This window comes from Aeromonas sp. 2MA4 (assembly GCF_029237305.1).
Taxonomy (GTDB): domain Bacteria; phylum Pseudomonadota; class Gammaproteobacteria; order Enterobacterales; family Aeromonadaceae; genus Aeromonas; species Aeromonas salmonicida.
On sequence record NZ_JAACFY010000016.1, the window covers coordinates 70873 to 83800 of the forward strand.

19 protein-coding genes and 1 pseudogene are annotated in these 12928 nt (G+C 52.0%); 13 read left to right on the top strand and 7 right to left on the bottom strand.

All coding sequences use genetic code 11. The features are described 5' to 3' along the window. Window positions 1-24 precede the first annotated feature (24 nt). Entirely contained in the window at window positions 25-273 is a 249-nt protein-coding gene (locus tag GWQ31_RS15960) for a GlsB/YeaQ/YmgE family stress response membrane protein (protein WP_017413027.1), read from the top strand. Window positions 274-407: 134 nt separating this feature from the next. Next, a complete protein-coding gene (locus GWQ31_RS15965) occupies window positions 408-584 on the top strand; it encodes a DUF3606 domain-containing protein (protein WP_275909767.1) in 177 nt (58 codons plus the stop codon). A gap of 153 nt (window positions 585-737) precedes the next feature. Here GWQ31_RS15965 and GWQ31_RS15970 read toward each other — a convergent pair whose 3' ends face one another. Continuing rightward, window positions 738-1511 carry a glucose 1-dehydrogenase gene (locus tag GWQ31_RS15970; RefSeq protein WP_275909768.1) on the bottom strand — a complete coding sequence of 258 codons (774 nt, stop codon included), beginning with the start codon at window positions 1509-1511 and terminating at the stop codon, window positions 738-740. Between the two features lie 120 nt (window positions 1512-1631). Here GWQ31_RS15970 and GWQ31_RS15975 point away from each other — a divergent pair, with 120 nt between their 5' ends. Continuing rightward, window positions 1632-2528, top strand: coding sequence for a LysR family transcriptional regulator (locus GWQ31_RS15975; protein WP_275909769.1), 897 nt, complete (start codon window positions 1632-1634; stop codon window positions 2526-2528). 91 nt (window positions 2529-2619) lie between these two features. Here GWQ31_RS15975 and GWQ31_RS15980 read toward each other — a convergent pair whose 3' ends face one another. Beyond that, a complete protein-coding gene (locus GWQ31_RS15980) occupies window positions 2620-2820 on the bottom strand; it encodes a hypothetical protein (RefSeq protein ID WP_271774673.1) in 201 nt (66 codons plus the stop codon). A gap of 340 nt (window positions 2821-3160) precedes the next feature. Here GWQ31_RS15980 and GWQ31_RS15985 point away from each other — a divergent pair, with 340 nt between their 5' ends. The 3 genes from GWQ31_RS15985 (at window position 3161) to GWQ31_RS15995 (ending at window position 5854) form a co-directional block, all read left to right on the top strand. After that, window positions 3161-3445 (top strand): hypothetical protein, encoded by a 285-nt coding sequence (locus GWQ31_RS15985; RefSeq protein WP_125729364.1) that lies wholly within the window; start codon window positions 3161-3163, stop codon window positions 3443-3445. Window positions 3446-3651: 206 nt separating this feature from the next. Continuing rightward, a complete protein-coding gene (locus GWQ31_RS15990) occupies window positions 3652-4383 on the top strand; it encodes a hypothetical protein (RefSeq protein ID WP_021141035.1) in 732 nt (243 codons plus the stop codon). Window positions 4384-5059: 676 nt separating this feature from the next. Further along, window positions 5060-5854 (top strand): hypothetical protein, encoded by a 795-nt coding sequence (locus GWQ31_RS15995; protein WP_169045841.1) that lies wholly within the window; start codon window positions 5060-5062, stop codon window positions 5852-5854. A gap of 379 nt (window positions 5855-6233) precedes the next feature. Here the strand turns inward: GWQ31_RS15995 and GWQ31_RS16000 are convergent, their stop codons facing one another. Both GWQ31_RS16000 and GWQ31_RS16005 read right to left on the bottom strand, forming a co-directional pair. Beyond that, entirely contained in the window at window positions 6234-7292 is a 1059-nt protein-coding gene (locus GWQ31_RS16000; RefSeq protein WP_275909770.1) for a tyrosine-type recombinase/integrase, read from the bottom strand. Continuing rightward, window positions 7289-7744 (bottom strand): hypothetical protein, encoded by a 456-nt coding sequence (locus tag GWQ31_RS16005; protein ID WP_275909771.1) that lies wholly within the window; start codon window positions 7742-7744, stop codon window positions 7289-7291. Before GWQ31_RS16005 ends, GWQ31_RS16000 begins: the two co-directional genes overlap by 4 nt. Here GWQ31_RS16005 and GWQ31_RS16010 point away from each other — a divergent pair, their 5' ends adjacent. Further along, a complete protein-coding gene (locus GWQ31_RS16010; protein ID WP_275909772.1) occupies window positions 7745-7987 on the top strand; it encodes a hypothetical protein in 243 nt (80 codons plus the stop codon). It abuts the gene before it with no gap. A 212-nt stretch (window positions 7988-8199) separates the two neighbouring features. On the opposite strand, the gene GWQ31_RS16015 is transcribed toward GWQ31_RS16010, so the two are convergent. The 3 genes and pseudogenes from GWQ31_RS16015 to GWQ31_RS16025 form a co-directional block, all read right to left on the bottom strand. Beyond that, complete coding sequence (locus GWQ31_RS16015) at window positions 8200-9738, bottom strand: P-loop NTPase fold protein (RefSeq protein ID WP_275909773.1); 1539 nt, start codon at window positions 9736-9738, stop codon at window positions 8200-8202. A 58-nt stretch (window positions 9739-9796) separates the two neighbouring features. Further along, complete coding sequence (locus tag GWQ31_RS16020) at window positions 9797-10492, bottom strand: XRE family transcriptional regulator (RefSeq protein WP_275909812.1); 696 nt, start codon at window positions 10490-10492, stop codon at window positions 9797-9799. 51 nt (window positions 10493-10543) lie between these two features. After that, window positions 10544-10714: pseudogene (locus GWQ31_RS16025) on the bottom strand (helix-turn-helix domain-containing protein); the annotation flags it as partial. A gap of 122 nt (window positions 10715-10836) precedes the next feature. On the opposite strand from GWQ31_RS16025, the gene GWQ31_RS16030 reads away from it, so the two are divergent. From GWQ31_RS16030 to GWQ31_RS16055, 6 genes are read left to right on the top strand one after another with little or no spacing between them, the layout of a single operon-like run. Beyond that, window positions 10837-11028: a Cro/CI family transcriptional regulator gene (locus GWQ31_RS16030; protein ID WP_275909774.1), complete on the top strand. Its 192-nt coding sequence runs from the start codon at window positions 10837-10839 to the stop codon at window positions 11026-11028. A 10-nt stretch (window positions 11029-11038) separates the two neighbouring features. Further along, window positions 11039-11401: a hypothetical protein gene (locus GWQ31_RS16035; protein ID WP_275909775.1), complete on the top strand. Its 363-nt coding sequence runs from the start codon at window positions 11039-11041 to the stop codon at window positions 11399-11401. Between the two features lie 33 nt (window positions 11402-11434). Next, window positions 11435-11953, top strand: a complete 519-nt coding sequence (locus GWQ31_RS16040) for a phage regulatory CII family protein (protein WP_275909776.1) — start codon at window positions 11435-11437, stop codon at window positions 11951-11953. A gap of 11 nt (window positions 11954-11964) precedes the next feature. Then, a complete protein-coding gene (locus GWQ31_RS16045; protein ID WP_271787945.1) occupies window positions 11965-12189 on the top strand; it encodes an ogr/Delta-like zinc finger family protein in 225 nt (74 codons plus the stop codon). Further along, window positions 12186-12407 carry a hypothetical protein gene (locus GWQ31_RS16050; protein WP_169045831.1) on the top strand — a complete coding sequence of 74 codons (222 nt, stop codon included), beginning with the start codon at window positions 12186-12188 and terminating at the stop codon, window positions 12405-12407. The genes GWQ31_RS16045 and GWQ31_RS16050 overlap by 4 nt, the downstream gene beginning before the upstream one ends. Before the next feature lie 14 nt (window positions 12408-12421). Next, window positions 12422-12868 (top strand): hypothetical protein, encoded by a 447-nt coding sequence (locus tag GWQ31_RS16055; RefSeq protein ID WP_275909777.1) that lies wholly within the window; start codon window positions 12422-12424, stop codon window positions 12866-12868. Window positions 12869-12928 lie beyond the last annotated feature (60 nt).

Sequence of the window (12928 nt, forward strand, 5' to 3'; positions counted from 1 at the left end):
CACATAGATAACGAGGAGTTGGCCATGGGATTTATCACCTGGATCGTGTTGGGGCTGTTGGTGGGTATTCTGGCGAAGTGGATCATGCCGGGCCGTGATGGCGGCGGCTTTTTCATGACGGTACTGCTGGGGATCATCGGCGCCATGGTGGGCGGCTATGTCGGCACCCTGCTGGGCCTGGGCTCAGTGACAGGTTTCAACCTCTCCAGCATCGCCATCGCGACCATGGGGGCACTGATAGTGCTGTTTGTGTTCAACAAGATCCGCAGCTAATCGTCCCCACCCTTATCTTGAACGGGTACAGGGTTGTGTGAAGCTCGTCACCATGCGGCATGGGTATATGGGGGATGATGGCGACCAGGCAGAAACTTCTTTCTCGCCAGCCATTTCCATCAGTTGAGGTTCGTATGCCTGACAACAACACCCTAGCCCATCCCCTTGACGCCAAGAGCATCAACGTCAACGCCCCCTATGAGATGAAGCTGTGGATCAAGACCTTCGAGTGCACCGAAGTACAGCTGAAAAGAGCGGTGAAAGCCGTCGGCACCTCGGGCAAGGCCATCCGAAAACACCTCAAGAAGTAGCCATTCGAGAAATGGTAATCCGCTGAAAAAGCCCCGCGAGGGGCTTTTTGCATGGGTCATCGCCATCATGCTCAGTCAGGCGAAGGATCACGGCACGGACACAGGCTCACAGCGGACCAAGGTCGAGCGCATCAGGCCAGCACGCATCCTGGCTTAACGCAATCCGGCAATGGTGAAACCGCCATCGACCAGCAGACTCTGACCTGTGATGAATCGGGCTTCGTCGCTGCACAGCCAGGCAACCACGTCGCCAACATCGTCAGCTCCACCGATACGCCCGGCCGGTGTCAGTCTCACAAAAGGCTTGAGCGTCTCTTCATTCGCCCCCATCCGTTGTGCCATCGGCGTGTTGATGATGCCGGGATTGACGTTATTGATGCGGATGCCATGAGGGCCGGCTTCCAGCGCAAGGGCGCGGATCATGGCATCCAGCCCGCCCTTGCTGGCGGAATACGCCGCCGAGCCAACACTCGCGCCTTGAGTCAGCCAAGATGACGTATTGACGATAGCGCCACCGCAACCGGCGGCCGTCATCGCTTCCAGCTCATATTTCACTGACAACCAGACCCCTTTCAGATTGGTGGCGATCACGCGATCAAATTCAACTTCCGTCATCTCGCTGATCGGCGCAAACCCCTCCACCCCTGCGTTATTGAAGGCCGCATCAAGGCGCCCAAAATGAGCCAGCGTCATAGCAATCAGCGCCTTCACCTGAGCACTGTCCGTTACGTCTGTTTGCACCGCAAGCGCTTCCCCGCCCTGGGCGCGGATCAAATCGACAGTCTCCAGCAGTTCAAGCTCCCGTCGTCCGGCGACCACGACTCTTGCACCATCACGGACAAACGCCAGCGCCGCTGCCCGACCAATTCCACTTCCGCCCCCCGTAACCAGCGCGACACTATCTTGCAGACGTAATGATTGAAACATCTCTGTACCTCGTTAATGAAAGAACTCGATGGAGGTCAGACTATAGGTGGCTTTATTGTCATGAATAAGCCACTTTATATCGCATGATTTACTGGCCTGTATTCAGCAATGGGAAACGCAGTGCGAACAAATGAATTTGGAGAACTGACTGCATTTGTTGCGGTTGCGGAAGAGAAAAGCTTTCGCAAAGCAGCGGCACGCCTGAATTTGACGGCATCAACGCTCAGCCATTCCCTGCGTGCGCTGGAGGAGCGGCTCGGCGTCAGACTGCTGAACCGTACCACCCGTACCGTTTCACCGACCCAGGCAGGTCTGGCCCTGCTGGCAGAAATAGCCCCGGCATTCAACGTTATTGCGAATGCCGTCGAGAAAGTAAATGCGTTCAGGGAAAGCCCCCAGGGAAGGGTGCGGATCAACACGCCAAGGATCGCAGCTGACATGATATTTCTGCCGCAGTTGCAGAAATTTTGCCATCAGTATCCTGATGTTCAGCTGGAGCTGGCTACCAACGACGGCTTCGTGGATATCATCAGCCAAGGTTTTGATGCCGGTGTACGCATTCGCAGCGATGTTCAGCAAGATATGAGTGCGGTTCGTCTGACGGCAGATTTCCATTCTGCGGTGTATGGCTCACCGGCGTACTTCGAACGGCACGCCATCCCGCTGACCCCCGCCGATTTACAGCATCACTTGTGCATCGGACGTCGGGAAATCACAGGAGGGTCTTTATACCGCTGGGAATTCGAAAAAGATGGCAGGCAAATCGCGGTTCCGGTTAATGGTCCGGTGACGGTCGACAACGTCAGCATGATGACTCGCCTCGCGCTGGACGGCATAGGACTGGTCTATACAGCGCAAAGCACCGAACACGATGACCTGGTGACAACCGGCCGACTGATACGGGTTCTGGCAGACTGGTCGATCACCTACCCCGGCTTCTTTCTCTATTATCCCGGCCACAGGCAGCTACCTGCGGCACTAAAAGCTGTGATCGATTGCTTCCGCTTGCCGTTTTGAACCGGCACGGAAACAACGTCATATGACACAGTTCAGATTTCCAGTGTGTCAGTGCCTTGCGCACTGGCAAAACCTGCGTTGAGCTCATGGATCAAGACAAGCCCCCCTGTAACAGCCAGTCCAGCTCGCGCTCCAACACCGGAATAAGCTTGATGCTGTCGGTCTTGCCGTCCGGGATATTGATGAACAGAGGGCGACAGTTTCCCACCCCTTGCTGTTGGTAATCTTTTCTTTCATCGCCTGCTCGGCTCGGCTTGCCCTGCTGCAGGTAGACAACGCAGCCAGACCTCATTACTGAGTGATAACCTCATACTAAAGCATTACCAATTTTGGGATATCAATCCAAGAAATAAGATTTAATAATCAATATGTTAAGTATAAATCTATTTTCTTATAACCAAAATATATAATTAGCATTTAAAATGTCACATCTATCATTGACCATATGTATGTCGTCATTTGGGAATTAAACAATGAGAGATAGGGGGCAAATAGAAAGGCCAGTTGATGATGTCATTCCTCTTGGCTATGACTCTCGGCGTTACGTCCGTTTTGTTCTTTCTGGTGGGGGTTATGTTGTCCAGTGCCATCTAGACAACATCTGGTTTGACGCATTCAGACCTGCGCTAAGGATGAATCTTCGCGACGTCAATATCCGTGGCGTGGGGCTGATGGGCAAGGCACAACTCAAACCTGGAGACAGGCTGATTATTCCATCACCTCAGGACTATTTGATGCATGCAAAGGTAGTTCGTTGTGCGCCAGATCCCCTTTTCCCGAAACTCTACAGGATCGGCCTGGTATGGGACCGGCTCCTTCCCGCTAGAGTGCTTTTACAATGGGAGTCTTTTGTGTTGCCACCTCAGCTTCCTGATTTTCATGAGCAAGTATCTATCTTGGAAAGCTTATCCAATTGAATTTGTGTTCTTTTTAGAGCCCACCATCAACGACGATGTGCATTCCGTCTCAAGCCAGCACCGCCAGTAATGATAACTTAATCAAAAAAGAATCATTGTCACTTGATCCATTCGAATCTCATTGCTAGGCTCCATTTCACGTGGAGCAGAAGTAGATATGTAGCTACGCGGTATCCCTTACATTTCATCAAGGAAAAGGAAATACCATGGAAAGCATCGCTATTGCAGCATCCCAGCTCAACTGGAACGGCGGACAACGCATCACCCTCAAAGCCGGTGACACTGCAACCTGTACTGTGCTGCGTCCCGACCAGCTGTATGGGATCTTCATCTACAACTCGGCCCAAAATGACAACAACGCTGCGGTGAACGTTGTCTGGAGTAACAGCCAACCTCCCTGCCAAATCACAGTACCGGGTACGACGGCCAACGCAGGCCTGGCATCAATGGGCTTTGTGTCTGGCACTGACACTCAAACCATTTCCGTCTCTCTGCCCAGCAACAGCGGCATCGCCCAAGTTGACCTCTGGCTGGGCAGTGTCAGCATGCCGACCAATACTGCCGGTCTGAACAACCAGCCGTTGCAAGCCAACGGTGATCCGGTGCCGTTCAACAAATACACTCGGTACTATGCAGTGCCTCCGTCAAAATGGATGAACCTGACGATCGCCAGTACCATCACCCAGTTCATTTCATGCCAGTTCCGGCAAGACAAGGCGACCGTGTTTGTCGTCAACGAGACCTCCAACGGTCTGCTCAAAGGTCAGATCACCAAGATGGGGCCGACGGCCAGTGAGACCGGGGCAATTACCATCACGACCTCCCAAATCCAAAGCATTACCGAGAACCTGCAGGGCGATGGTTCGCAGTGGGTTTGGATGGATGCAGACAGCCAGCAGAACTCCCAGAGTGCAACCATTGCACTGCAGTCTCTGTAATCGACCCAAGCGTCTTAACATCAAGAAGGCCCCACAATGTGGGGCCTTCTTCTATCTGCCTGACGGTGCCTGAACATGGCATGGGAATGGCGCAGCGCGGCATCATACGTGAAGCCTGTACACGCTCACACCCTCCAAGCACACGGCGGCGACGCCCACCGCCGCGTCTGCGCCACGGAATCCACGCTCTTCCGCTAGCGCCTGCGGGCTGTATCAATAAAATTTTTTACAGAAGTGGATTACTGCAAAACCATAGGCCAAGGCCACGCCAGATAAAGGACCTCGGGCGAGGCTAGGATCTGAAAAGAAGGATCCTTTTTACATTTTTTACAGTTTGGAGGAGCGCTGGATAGCCGCGCTGAAAACGTAACCTATTGAATATATTGGGAGTGTTGTAATTCTTGTGGGGATTTAAATAATCAGGAAGGGTCCAGTTTGCCGCGAGGGAACCGCTGGAAGGCTTTTTGTTTCAGTCGGTTAAGTCTAATGAGGGCCGATTTGATAATTGAAATTTTGAAAGGGGCCGATCAGTCTTGATGCCCTTACCCTCCCCCACGATTGTGCGGTCTGTTCCCCCAAACAATGTGGACTCGCACACCCCCTGGAACATTGTTAAAGTGCCAGCCCGCATAAAACTCAACAACCAATAAAACGCGTAAGACTGAAGGCAAAAGCTATGGTGATAACAAAGTCGCTGGTATGCGCAACGATACCTACACTGCTGCTACAAGTAATCAGCTTTGGCACATGGGCTGAAGGAGAACAAGTTTGCTCGTCAAATCAACTAGCGGCCATCAAGACTCGTTTGCCTTCAAACACCGAGCTGACAGCTAGTGCCTGTAAGACGTTGCCAAACCAGCCAGAGGTAACCTTAATCTCCTACATTTTCCCAGATAATGGGGAGCGCAATGATGATATGTCTCTACCCACCAGTCTCTGGCGAGTAGAACTCATTTCCCAAGGGAAAGTAAGACAGCGGTTTGAGGAAATCATTGAAGAAGATGCCAGTATCCGTATCGGTAGCGCCAGTATATGGCTCGATACAGCGCCCTACCTACTGACCAAAGGAGAACGAGCCTTTGGCGTAAGATTAGATATCGGCTATGGCCCCTCGTGCGCCGATGGTTTTAGGTCCAATTTTTTACACCTCTTCCGAGTGCATGGCGGAACCCTACAGCGCATCATGAACGGCGCCCCTATGCTGCACACCTACATACGAAAAGGCATGCCTTGCTCACCAGAACCAATAGATTTAGAACGGGGCATGTCATACATCCAAGTCATGCCAGAGATGTCGAACGGTCTGCACGATCTTAAAGTTGTAACCAAAGCGAAAACCGAGACCGTCGAGCAGGATGGTTCCTCTCAAACTTCCAGTCAGAGAACATTGAGTACCACCCTGCGCTTCAACGGCCATGAATATCCGATTGGAGAATGGGATAACTTACCGAGCAAGGAGTGGTGGAAGTAAACGGCTATACCCTGCTCCACACGGTAAAATCGTCGGGTATGTACAGAACCCTGTAAAAGCCTGTCCTTCAGCGGGCTTTGCTGTTTTTGGCCGAAGGAGTACCACCACCGGTCCAATCCGCGAGACACAATCGCTATTGCCACCCAGTGGCCATTTGACCAAAAACAAAAAGGCCACTATTACTAGTGGCCTTCGTAAGTCTTTGATTTTAATGGTGCCGAGGCCGGAATCGAACCGGCACGACGCGAACGTCGAGGGATTTTAAATGCCTGAGCCCGGCCTTTAAAAACAAATAGTTACGTGAAAACAGTCACTTAAGTACACGCCATTATGCGGAAAAATGCGGTGTTCTGTGAGCTGTGTGGATCAAATGTGGACACTACCGCAGCTTGTTGACCGTCAACGGATTGAGCCGCAAAGCATCCTCGAGGTGGTCTGGGGCAAAGTGTGAATAGCGCATCGTCATGGTGATGGTCGAGTGCCCGAGTATCTTTTGCAGCACCAGAATGTTACCACCGTTCATCATAAAATGGCTGGCAAAGGTGTGCCGAAGAACGTGGGTACTCTGCCCTGCTGGTAGCTGGATCCCTGCCTTGTTAATGGCGGATTCAAAGTGGTGGTAACACTCACTGAACAGTTTACCCCTGCGCTTGGGGATAATGTCGATCAGCTCCTGGTTGATGGGCACGGTTCGACGTTTGCCACCCTTGGTGTGGGTGAAGGTCAACCGGTTGTTGGCAACTTGAGACTGGGTCAGATCCTGGATTTCTCCCCAGCGCGCCCCAGTGGCCAAGCAGAGTCGCACCACAATGCCGAGATCTGGATTGCTGGCCGCATCACAGGCATCGAGCAGGGCCTTGATCTCGTCAGGGTATAAGAACGCCAGCTCTGATTCAGTGACCCGGTAAAGCCGCATTCCGGCCAGTGGGTTCTCTGCCGTCCACTCCCCCAGCCGCTTGAGCTCATTGAACACGGCTCGCAGGTATGCGTGATCCCGGTTCACCGTCGACGCGCTCACCCCTCTGCCATCCTGTGTGGCGGCCCGGCGATCACTCACCGCACCAGAGAGGCGCGCCTCGCGGTACTTGGCAAAGTCATTGCCGGTGAATTCGCTGGCCAGTGGGTTACCCAAACTCTCGCAGATCAGCAGCAGTTTGGAGCGCCGCTGCTCACCATCACGCAAGCTCTGGCCATGCAGGCCAAACCAGCGTTCGACCAGATCAGATAGCCGGCGAGAGTCAGCAACAGGTTCAACGGTTTGCTCATCATCCCCCTGCCAAGGCTTCTCGGCGAACTGCTCAAGCAGCCACAGCTCCCAAGCTGCCGCCTCGCCTTTGGTGGCAAATCGCTTGCGCCGCCGTGGACCGTTGCGACCACCGGGGCGAATATCGGCAAGCCAGGGCAGTGGCTTGCCGTCATCCTGTTTGCGTACTGTCATGAGAGCAAACCAACTGCCAATCCAAAAATCTGCCCCAGTACCGTGCGGCCGACCTCCCGGGAGTCCGCCTTGACGGCCTCGACCAATCGCTCCCCCAAGCTCCCTTGCAGGCTATCGGGGGTGGCCTTCAGTACCTCCAACCCTTTGGCTGTCAACACAGCATTGTTGATACCGTCATAAGCCACTGGTGTGCCGTGGAGATATCCAGCATCAACCAGCCATCTCAGGCTGTCGAACGCAAATTCCTTGCGCTTAAAATAGGGGTCTTTGAGGTATGGGTCTTCAGCAAACAGATGCCCTTCCGCCTCGGGTGAAAGACCGTCAATGTGCTCACCATCTTCGGTGACGATGAACTTGCTGGAGGCCAGATACTGGCGCACCGGAAAACGGCTATACAGTTCAGCCAGTGCCAGCACCACAATGGTATCGAACCGTTCAATATTGGAGACCATATGAATCCTTCACTTAAAGAGACATTTGCCAATCATCAGCGCAGGTACGAACTGACCGACATAATGAAGAGGCACATCGTGTCGCAACTCAACGGCACTGTGGACGCCGTGCGTGCCCGTGCCTTTTGGCGCACCCATCTTCCGAACCTCGCCGAAGCGGAAGGGACCGAACAACTGGCGGAGGCGATCGCGTCAGCACTCGAAGAAGTGCGCAGAAATCTCACTCACCCCCTTGTCGGTTGATGCTATCGCCATTATCTTGCCATGCAGTTGAACCACATCACCACCAATCCAGAAAGCGGCGGTCACTCTGCTCCATCCGGAGCAGGAAGATTTCACCAACCAACACCTCTCCCTTGGTAGCGAAGCGCATGCGTTTACGGGGACCTTCTCGGCCTTGAGGATAAACATCCATGAGCCACTTCCAAGTTATGTACTGCTCATCATATATTTAACTAATCGAATGACTTCGCCATCTCAACCAAATCTTTATATTTATCTCGTTCAACTCTATGAAACCCCAAATTTACATATGAATATCTCAGCCATTGTTTAGAGTAAAATGGGGATTTTGGATCTTTGTCATTTTCACTTGCATGAAGATTTATGTATTCAGATATCTCCACTTTGCTTTCACTAATTAGCCCTGCTTCATACTGAGGGATTGAGAATACACTAGAGAAACGTGCGAATGTATTTCTATAATACTCTTTTATAGGAACTTCTTTTGTTTTCTCATTTTTAAAATCACAATGTACGCCATCAAGCCCCATATGGAATGATATTGTATGGGGGGAATCCAACCATATTCTGTCAGCAGAATGCTTGTCTATATCACCCAGTTGCTTTGTGCCAACAACATTATTATAAAAATCGTTATCCCTGACCTGCAAGCAAAGAAGTGTTGTCAAATACAATAAATCAAATTGTGAGTTTGACCCTGATGAAAATATTATTGCCGATATTCTATTTACTATCTGAAGAGCATCTCTTGCTGGTATATCAAAAATATCCAGCACAGCTGTAATGTTCTCAGCATCGTTGTAGTTCAAGGGCCACAGTATAATATTATTGTCTTTTTGATAATTTTTATCGAATGCAGACAATGTTTTACAATGTGCTTCTATAATGCTAATTAATGAGACTTTTTGTAGGCTAAAGCGTGAATCAAAAAAGCGGGAAAGATATATCTGGGCATTAAACTCCCTTCCATAAACAACTTTGATGGCATGTTGAAGTTGTTCAGTATCGGTTGCAATAATAAAAAAAACACCCGGAATATCAAATATGTGCTTAACCACTTCCAGTATTTTTACTGCATAGTCAGGACGACACCGATCAAGCTCATCAATGATCACAAATGTTGGTCCAACTAAACTGCCACTAGCCTGACCTATTACAGCATCAATCCATAGTTTTATTGTTTCTTTTAGAGATGTAATAGAGGACATTCTCTTTTCATGGTCAGACAACAATAAACTTGAGAGTTTCTGAGCTACTTGATCGATATTGTTATTATTTCCATCTGAAGGTACATTTTCGTTCCCTTGTGATATTTCGTCGTATGACAAGCCTATGTATTTTTTAGATAAAGACCCAATGACAATAGGTGCCACGTGTTTAATAAGGCGAGAACTGAATTCAATTCCTTTGATCCAAGTAGACTCTTCATTTTTATCTGTCCTCGCTCGAAGCTGTGTAATTAAGCTCGAAACCACTGATATAAATGGATCTGTAGAGTGGTCATCTTTCCAAGCATCAATATAGATAATGGGATGATTTCTATCCAAATCATGCTTCCATCTTTTTAGAAAATAAGTCTTACCTGTTCCCCACCCTGAGTTGAGGTTAAGTACATACGATTTATCTTTATTCTGACCATATAAAAATGATGTCAAAAACTCTGCATATCTAGCTCTTCCTAAACGGTCAGGGCCAAGATCTTTATTATCTGGTACTGAATCACTCCAATCAAATGTCGGTTGAGTTGACATATGTCCTCTGAGCTATTCTGATTTGATATTAGGTAATAAAAAAGGCACCTCGGCGCCCTTATCGTTTTCTGAAAATTCGGTGTTCTACCATGACGCCGATGATCTCAATCTGCTGCCGGTCGGAGTGCATGGGGGGGTAATCGTCGTTGAGGGGGACAAGCTCAAACACCTCTTGCCCATTCTCATCGATGCCGCGGGGCCGGTACTTCTTGAAGGTGGCCTCTTCGCTGCCGTTCTTGGCGACCACATAGTCGCCTGGGCGCGGTTGTTCATCGGGGTCGATGATGACCAGGTCACCTTCATTGAATACTGGGCTCATTGAGTTACCACGCAACCAGAGACCAAAGCCACAGGGCCCAATATCGACGCTGGATGTCACATATTCGACATTACCATCGAAGGTGGTGGCCTGCTCACACACTTCCCGCCAGTTTCCGGCCTGAACATAACTTATGATCGGAATTCTGTTTCCATGTGGTATTGGGACAGGCTCAATGCTGGGGTATTCAAAATGCAGCCCCTCAAGACTTTCCTGTCGTTCCGGTTTAGATAAAGAGCCAACCCCATGAAGCAGCCAGTGTTCATCAACACCAAGAGCAGCCATCAAATGAGATAGCCTTTCATCACTGGGTACAACTTCCCCTCTCTCCCACTTGCTTATCAAGCCATGGCTTACACCGAGTGTGTCAGCAAGTTGGGATGGTTCGAGGCCAAGCTGTACCCGTTTAGCTTTAATCCGCTCCCCAACCTGCATCGCATACAAGGAAGTTGGTGGCTTTATTGCTCCCGTCAACAGCCAATCTACGGACACACCCAAAACATCCGCTAAATCATTGAGATAGCGGCCTTTAGGCTGATTTAGACCTGACTCCCACTTTCCAACAGAAACATCACTCACACCAATCGCTTTGGCGAGTGCCGTCTTGGAAAGACCCAGGGCAGTTCTTCTGCTGAGTATTCGATCTGAAATGTTCATTGGCCTAGCTTAACCTTGGCAATCCGAACTTAAGCTCACTTATTTGGCAAATTTAAGTTTGCTTATGGCTCAAACCTAGGTTAGGATTTTTACAAATCCGAACTTATGGTCGAGGCGTTACAGTGAAAAAAGCAGATGCGATTAGCTACTTCAACTCAGCCGCTGCATTGGCAAAGGCGTTGAAGATCTCAGAGGCCGCAATTTCTCAGTGGGGCCAAACCATCCCCCAAGGCCGTGCCTACCAAATTGAAGTGCTGACCAGCGGCCAGTTGAAAGCCGACCCCGCAGCACCTTCTGCTCGCCCAGCGCAGTAAGGAGATTGCCATGACGATGGAAAGTCATTCTGTCGAGCCCCTCACCGAGGTACTGCGTGAGCTGGCGGCCATCAAGCAGGGGTTAGCACTGCAATCTCTGCCGGCCATCCCGCTCGATGCCTTTCTGGAGATGCTGCTCGACGTTTACAACTTCAAGCTCCCCAAGCGTACCGCCCAAGACATGATTGCCGATGGCCGCATTCCCATCATTCCCAAACTGCGGGCTGGCGATCAGCCCTGGGTCAATCTGGTGCGCTGGCGCGATATGGCCAGAGAGCCAGAACAGTATTTCAAGTTGGTCAATGAGAATACTGGCCGCCGGTTGGCCAGCAGTGCCTTGGCCAAGAAGTCCACTCCCCGCTCTGTGGCTTGATCTCACAGTAGCGGCTACGAACAGGAGCCGAAAGTGTCTAAACATCAACAAAACCTACACAGTCACTTTGCCGGTGCGTGTGACCGCTTTAAGCAGGCGCACAACCTGACCCAGTTGGCCGCCGAGATCGACATGAACGCCGATGTGCTGCGCAACAAGTTCAACCCGGCGCAAGAGCGGCACAAGCTGACCGCCCAAGACTTGATCACTCTTTACCACGCCACCGGGGACGACACCCTGTTTGACGGCATGCTGTTTGAGTGCGGCCTGACTGCCGTTCGCCTCCCCTCTACCGGCGCCGCCATCACCACAGAGGCCCGTGCCCAGCAGGCACTCAACGCTGGCGCCCAGATCATGGGCGTCACTGCCCAGGCGACCACCATCCTCGCAGGTGACCGCGTCACCAAATCCAACAGAAACACCGTCGTCGGCGGCTTGTGGGCTGGCATCGAGCACCTCGTGCTGCTGGCAACCGAGATCGAAGACCGCTTTCACGCCGTCCCTAGTCTTGCGTGTGCTGCCGACATGGCCCGCGCAGCCCTGGGCGCATAGGAGACCAGACCATGAGATTGATTTGCCCGCACTGTGGTTCCCGCGCCAGCACTCGCACATCCACCCGGATGAGCCCGCTGTGCGGCATCGCCACTTACCAATGCAGCAACGTGGATTGCGGCCACACCTTCAAGGCGGGGTTCGAGATCATCGCGACCATCAGCCCCAGTGCCATGCCCAATCCGGCCATTGTGCTGCCCATGGTCCCGCGCAGGGTGAAAGAGGTGGCCCAATGAACAAGCTGCGCGCCGAGCAGCCGGGGCTGATCCCGCTGCCGTTCCTGTTGTTCACCCGCGCCACTGTCGTGAGCGATTGCGACGAGCCGGTGATGCGCAACACCACCCGTTTCGATGGCAGTTATCTGGAAGACAGCCGGGGCCGCCGTGGTGCCCTGCGCTTTACGCCACGCCAACAACCCCGCCCGCACTGGCTGACCAAGCTGCTGCAGGCATAAGAGAGGGCCACCCCATGAACACAGCACAGGTCATCGAGCTCGTTCAACAAACCAGCGCCGCCGACGTGGCGCTGGCAGAGATGCGCGCCCAGTTCGGCCGCAATGGGGCGGCCAGCCGCTGGTCACGTCTGCCAACCAAGGCCAGAGCCATCGTTTGCTATGCCGCTGAAATATCACCGGAGCTAGGCAAAAGCATGGAGTTGCACGATTTCGACGTCACTCAGAGAGAAGCGATCCGCCTAGCCCTGAGCGACCTGCTGGCCACCCTGCGGGAATTCGACGGGTCAGTGTTGCACCGGTACGAGTGGCACCGGCCCCACCACCACGCTGAGGGGCCGAGCCGTAGCGAACTGGAACAGGCAGAACATGAGATTAACCAGCGCGCCTTGCTCAACGAGAAGGCAAACACATTGGAAAGCCGCATAGCGGCAATGAGAAGGGTGCCCGGAAACGGGCAATAAAAAACCCCGCTATCGGTGCGCCAACACCAGCGGGGTTTTCAATCAATCAACGAGGTAAAC

Coding starts and splice junctions, on each gene's coding strand:
- GWQ31_RS16000 (WP_275909770.1), bottom strand. CDS start 7,292: ATGACAGTACGCAAACAGGATGACGGCAAGCCACTGCCCTGGCTTGCC.
- GWQ31_RS15970 (WP_275909768.1), bottom strand. CDS start 1,511: ATGTTTCAATCATTACGTCTGCAAGATAGTGTCGCGCTGGTTACGGGG.
- GWQ31_RS15965 (WP_275909767.1), top strand. CDS start 408: ATGCCTGACAACAACACCCTAGCCCATCCCCTTGACGCCAAGAGCATC.
- GWQ31_RS16005 (WP_275909771.1), bottom strand. CDS start 7,744: ATGGTCTCCAATATTGAACGGTTCGATACCATTGTGGTGCTGGCACTG.
- GWQ31_RS15960 (WP_017413027.1), top strand. CDS start 25: ATGGGATTTATCACCTGGATCGTGTTGGGGCTGTTGGTGGGTATTCTG.
- GWQ31_RS16055 (WP_275909777.1), top strand. CDS start 12,422: ATGAACACAGCACAGGTCATCGAGCTCGTTCAACAAACCAGCGCCGCC.
- GWQ31_RS16035 (WP_275909775.1), top strand. CDS start 11,039: ATGACGATGGAAAGTCATTCTGTCGAGCCCCTCACCGAGGTACTGCGT.
- GWQ31_RS16020 (WP_275909812.1), bottom strand. CDS start 10,492: ATGCAGGTTGGGGAGCGGATTAAAGCTAAACGGGTACAGCTTGGCCTC.
- GWQ31_RS16045 (WP_271787945.1), top strand. CDS start 11,965: ATGAGATTGATTTGCCCGCACTGTGGTTCCCGCGCCAGCACTCGCACA.
- GWQ31_RS16015 (WP_275909773.1), bottom strand. CDS start 9,738: ATGTCAACTCAACCGACATTTGATTGGAGTGATTCAGTACCAGATAAT.
- GWQ31_RS15980 (WP_271774673.1), bottom strand. CDS start 2,820: ATGAGGTCTGGCTGCGTTGTCTACCTGCAGCAGGGCAAGCCGAGCCGA.
- GWQ31_RS15990 (WP_021141035.1), top strand. CDS start 3,652: ATGGAAAGCATCGCTATTGCAGCATCCCAGCTCAACTGGAACGGCGGA.
- GWQ31_RS15985 (WP_125729364.1), top strand. CDS start 3,161: ATGAATCTTCGCGACGTCAATATCCGTGGCGTGGGGCTGATGGGCAAG.
- GWQ31_RS15995 (WP_169045841.1), top strand. CDS start 5,060: ATGGTGATAACAAAGTCGCTGGTATGCGCAACGATACCTACACTGCTG.
- GWQ31_RS16010 (WP_275909772.1), top strand. CDS start 7,745: ATGAATCCTTCACTTAAAGAGACATTTGCCAATCATCAGCGCAGGTAC.
- GWQ31_RS16050 (WP_169045831.1), top strand. CDS start 12,186: ATGAACAAGCTGCGCGCCGAGCAGCCGGGGCTGATCCCGCTGCCGTTC.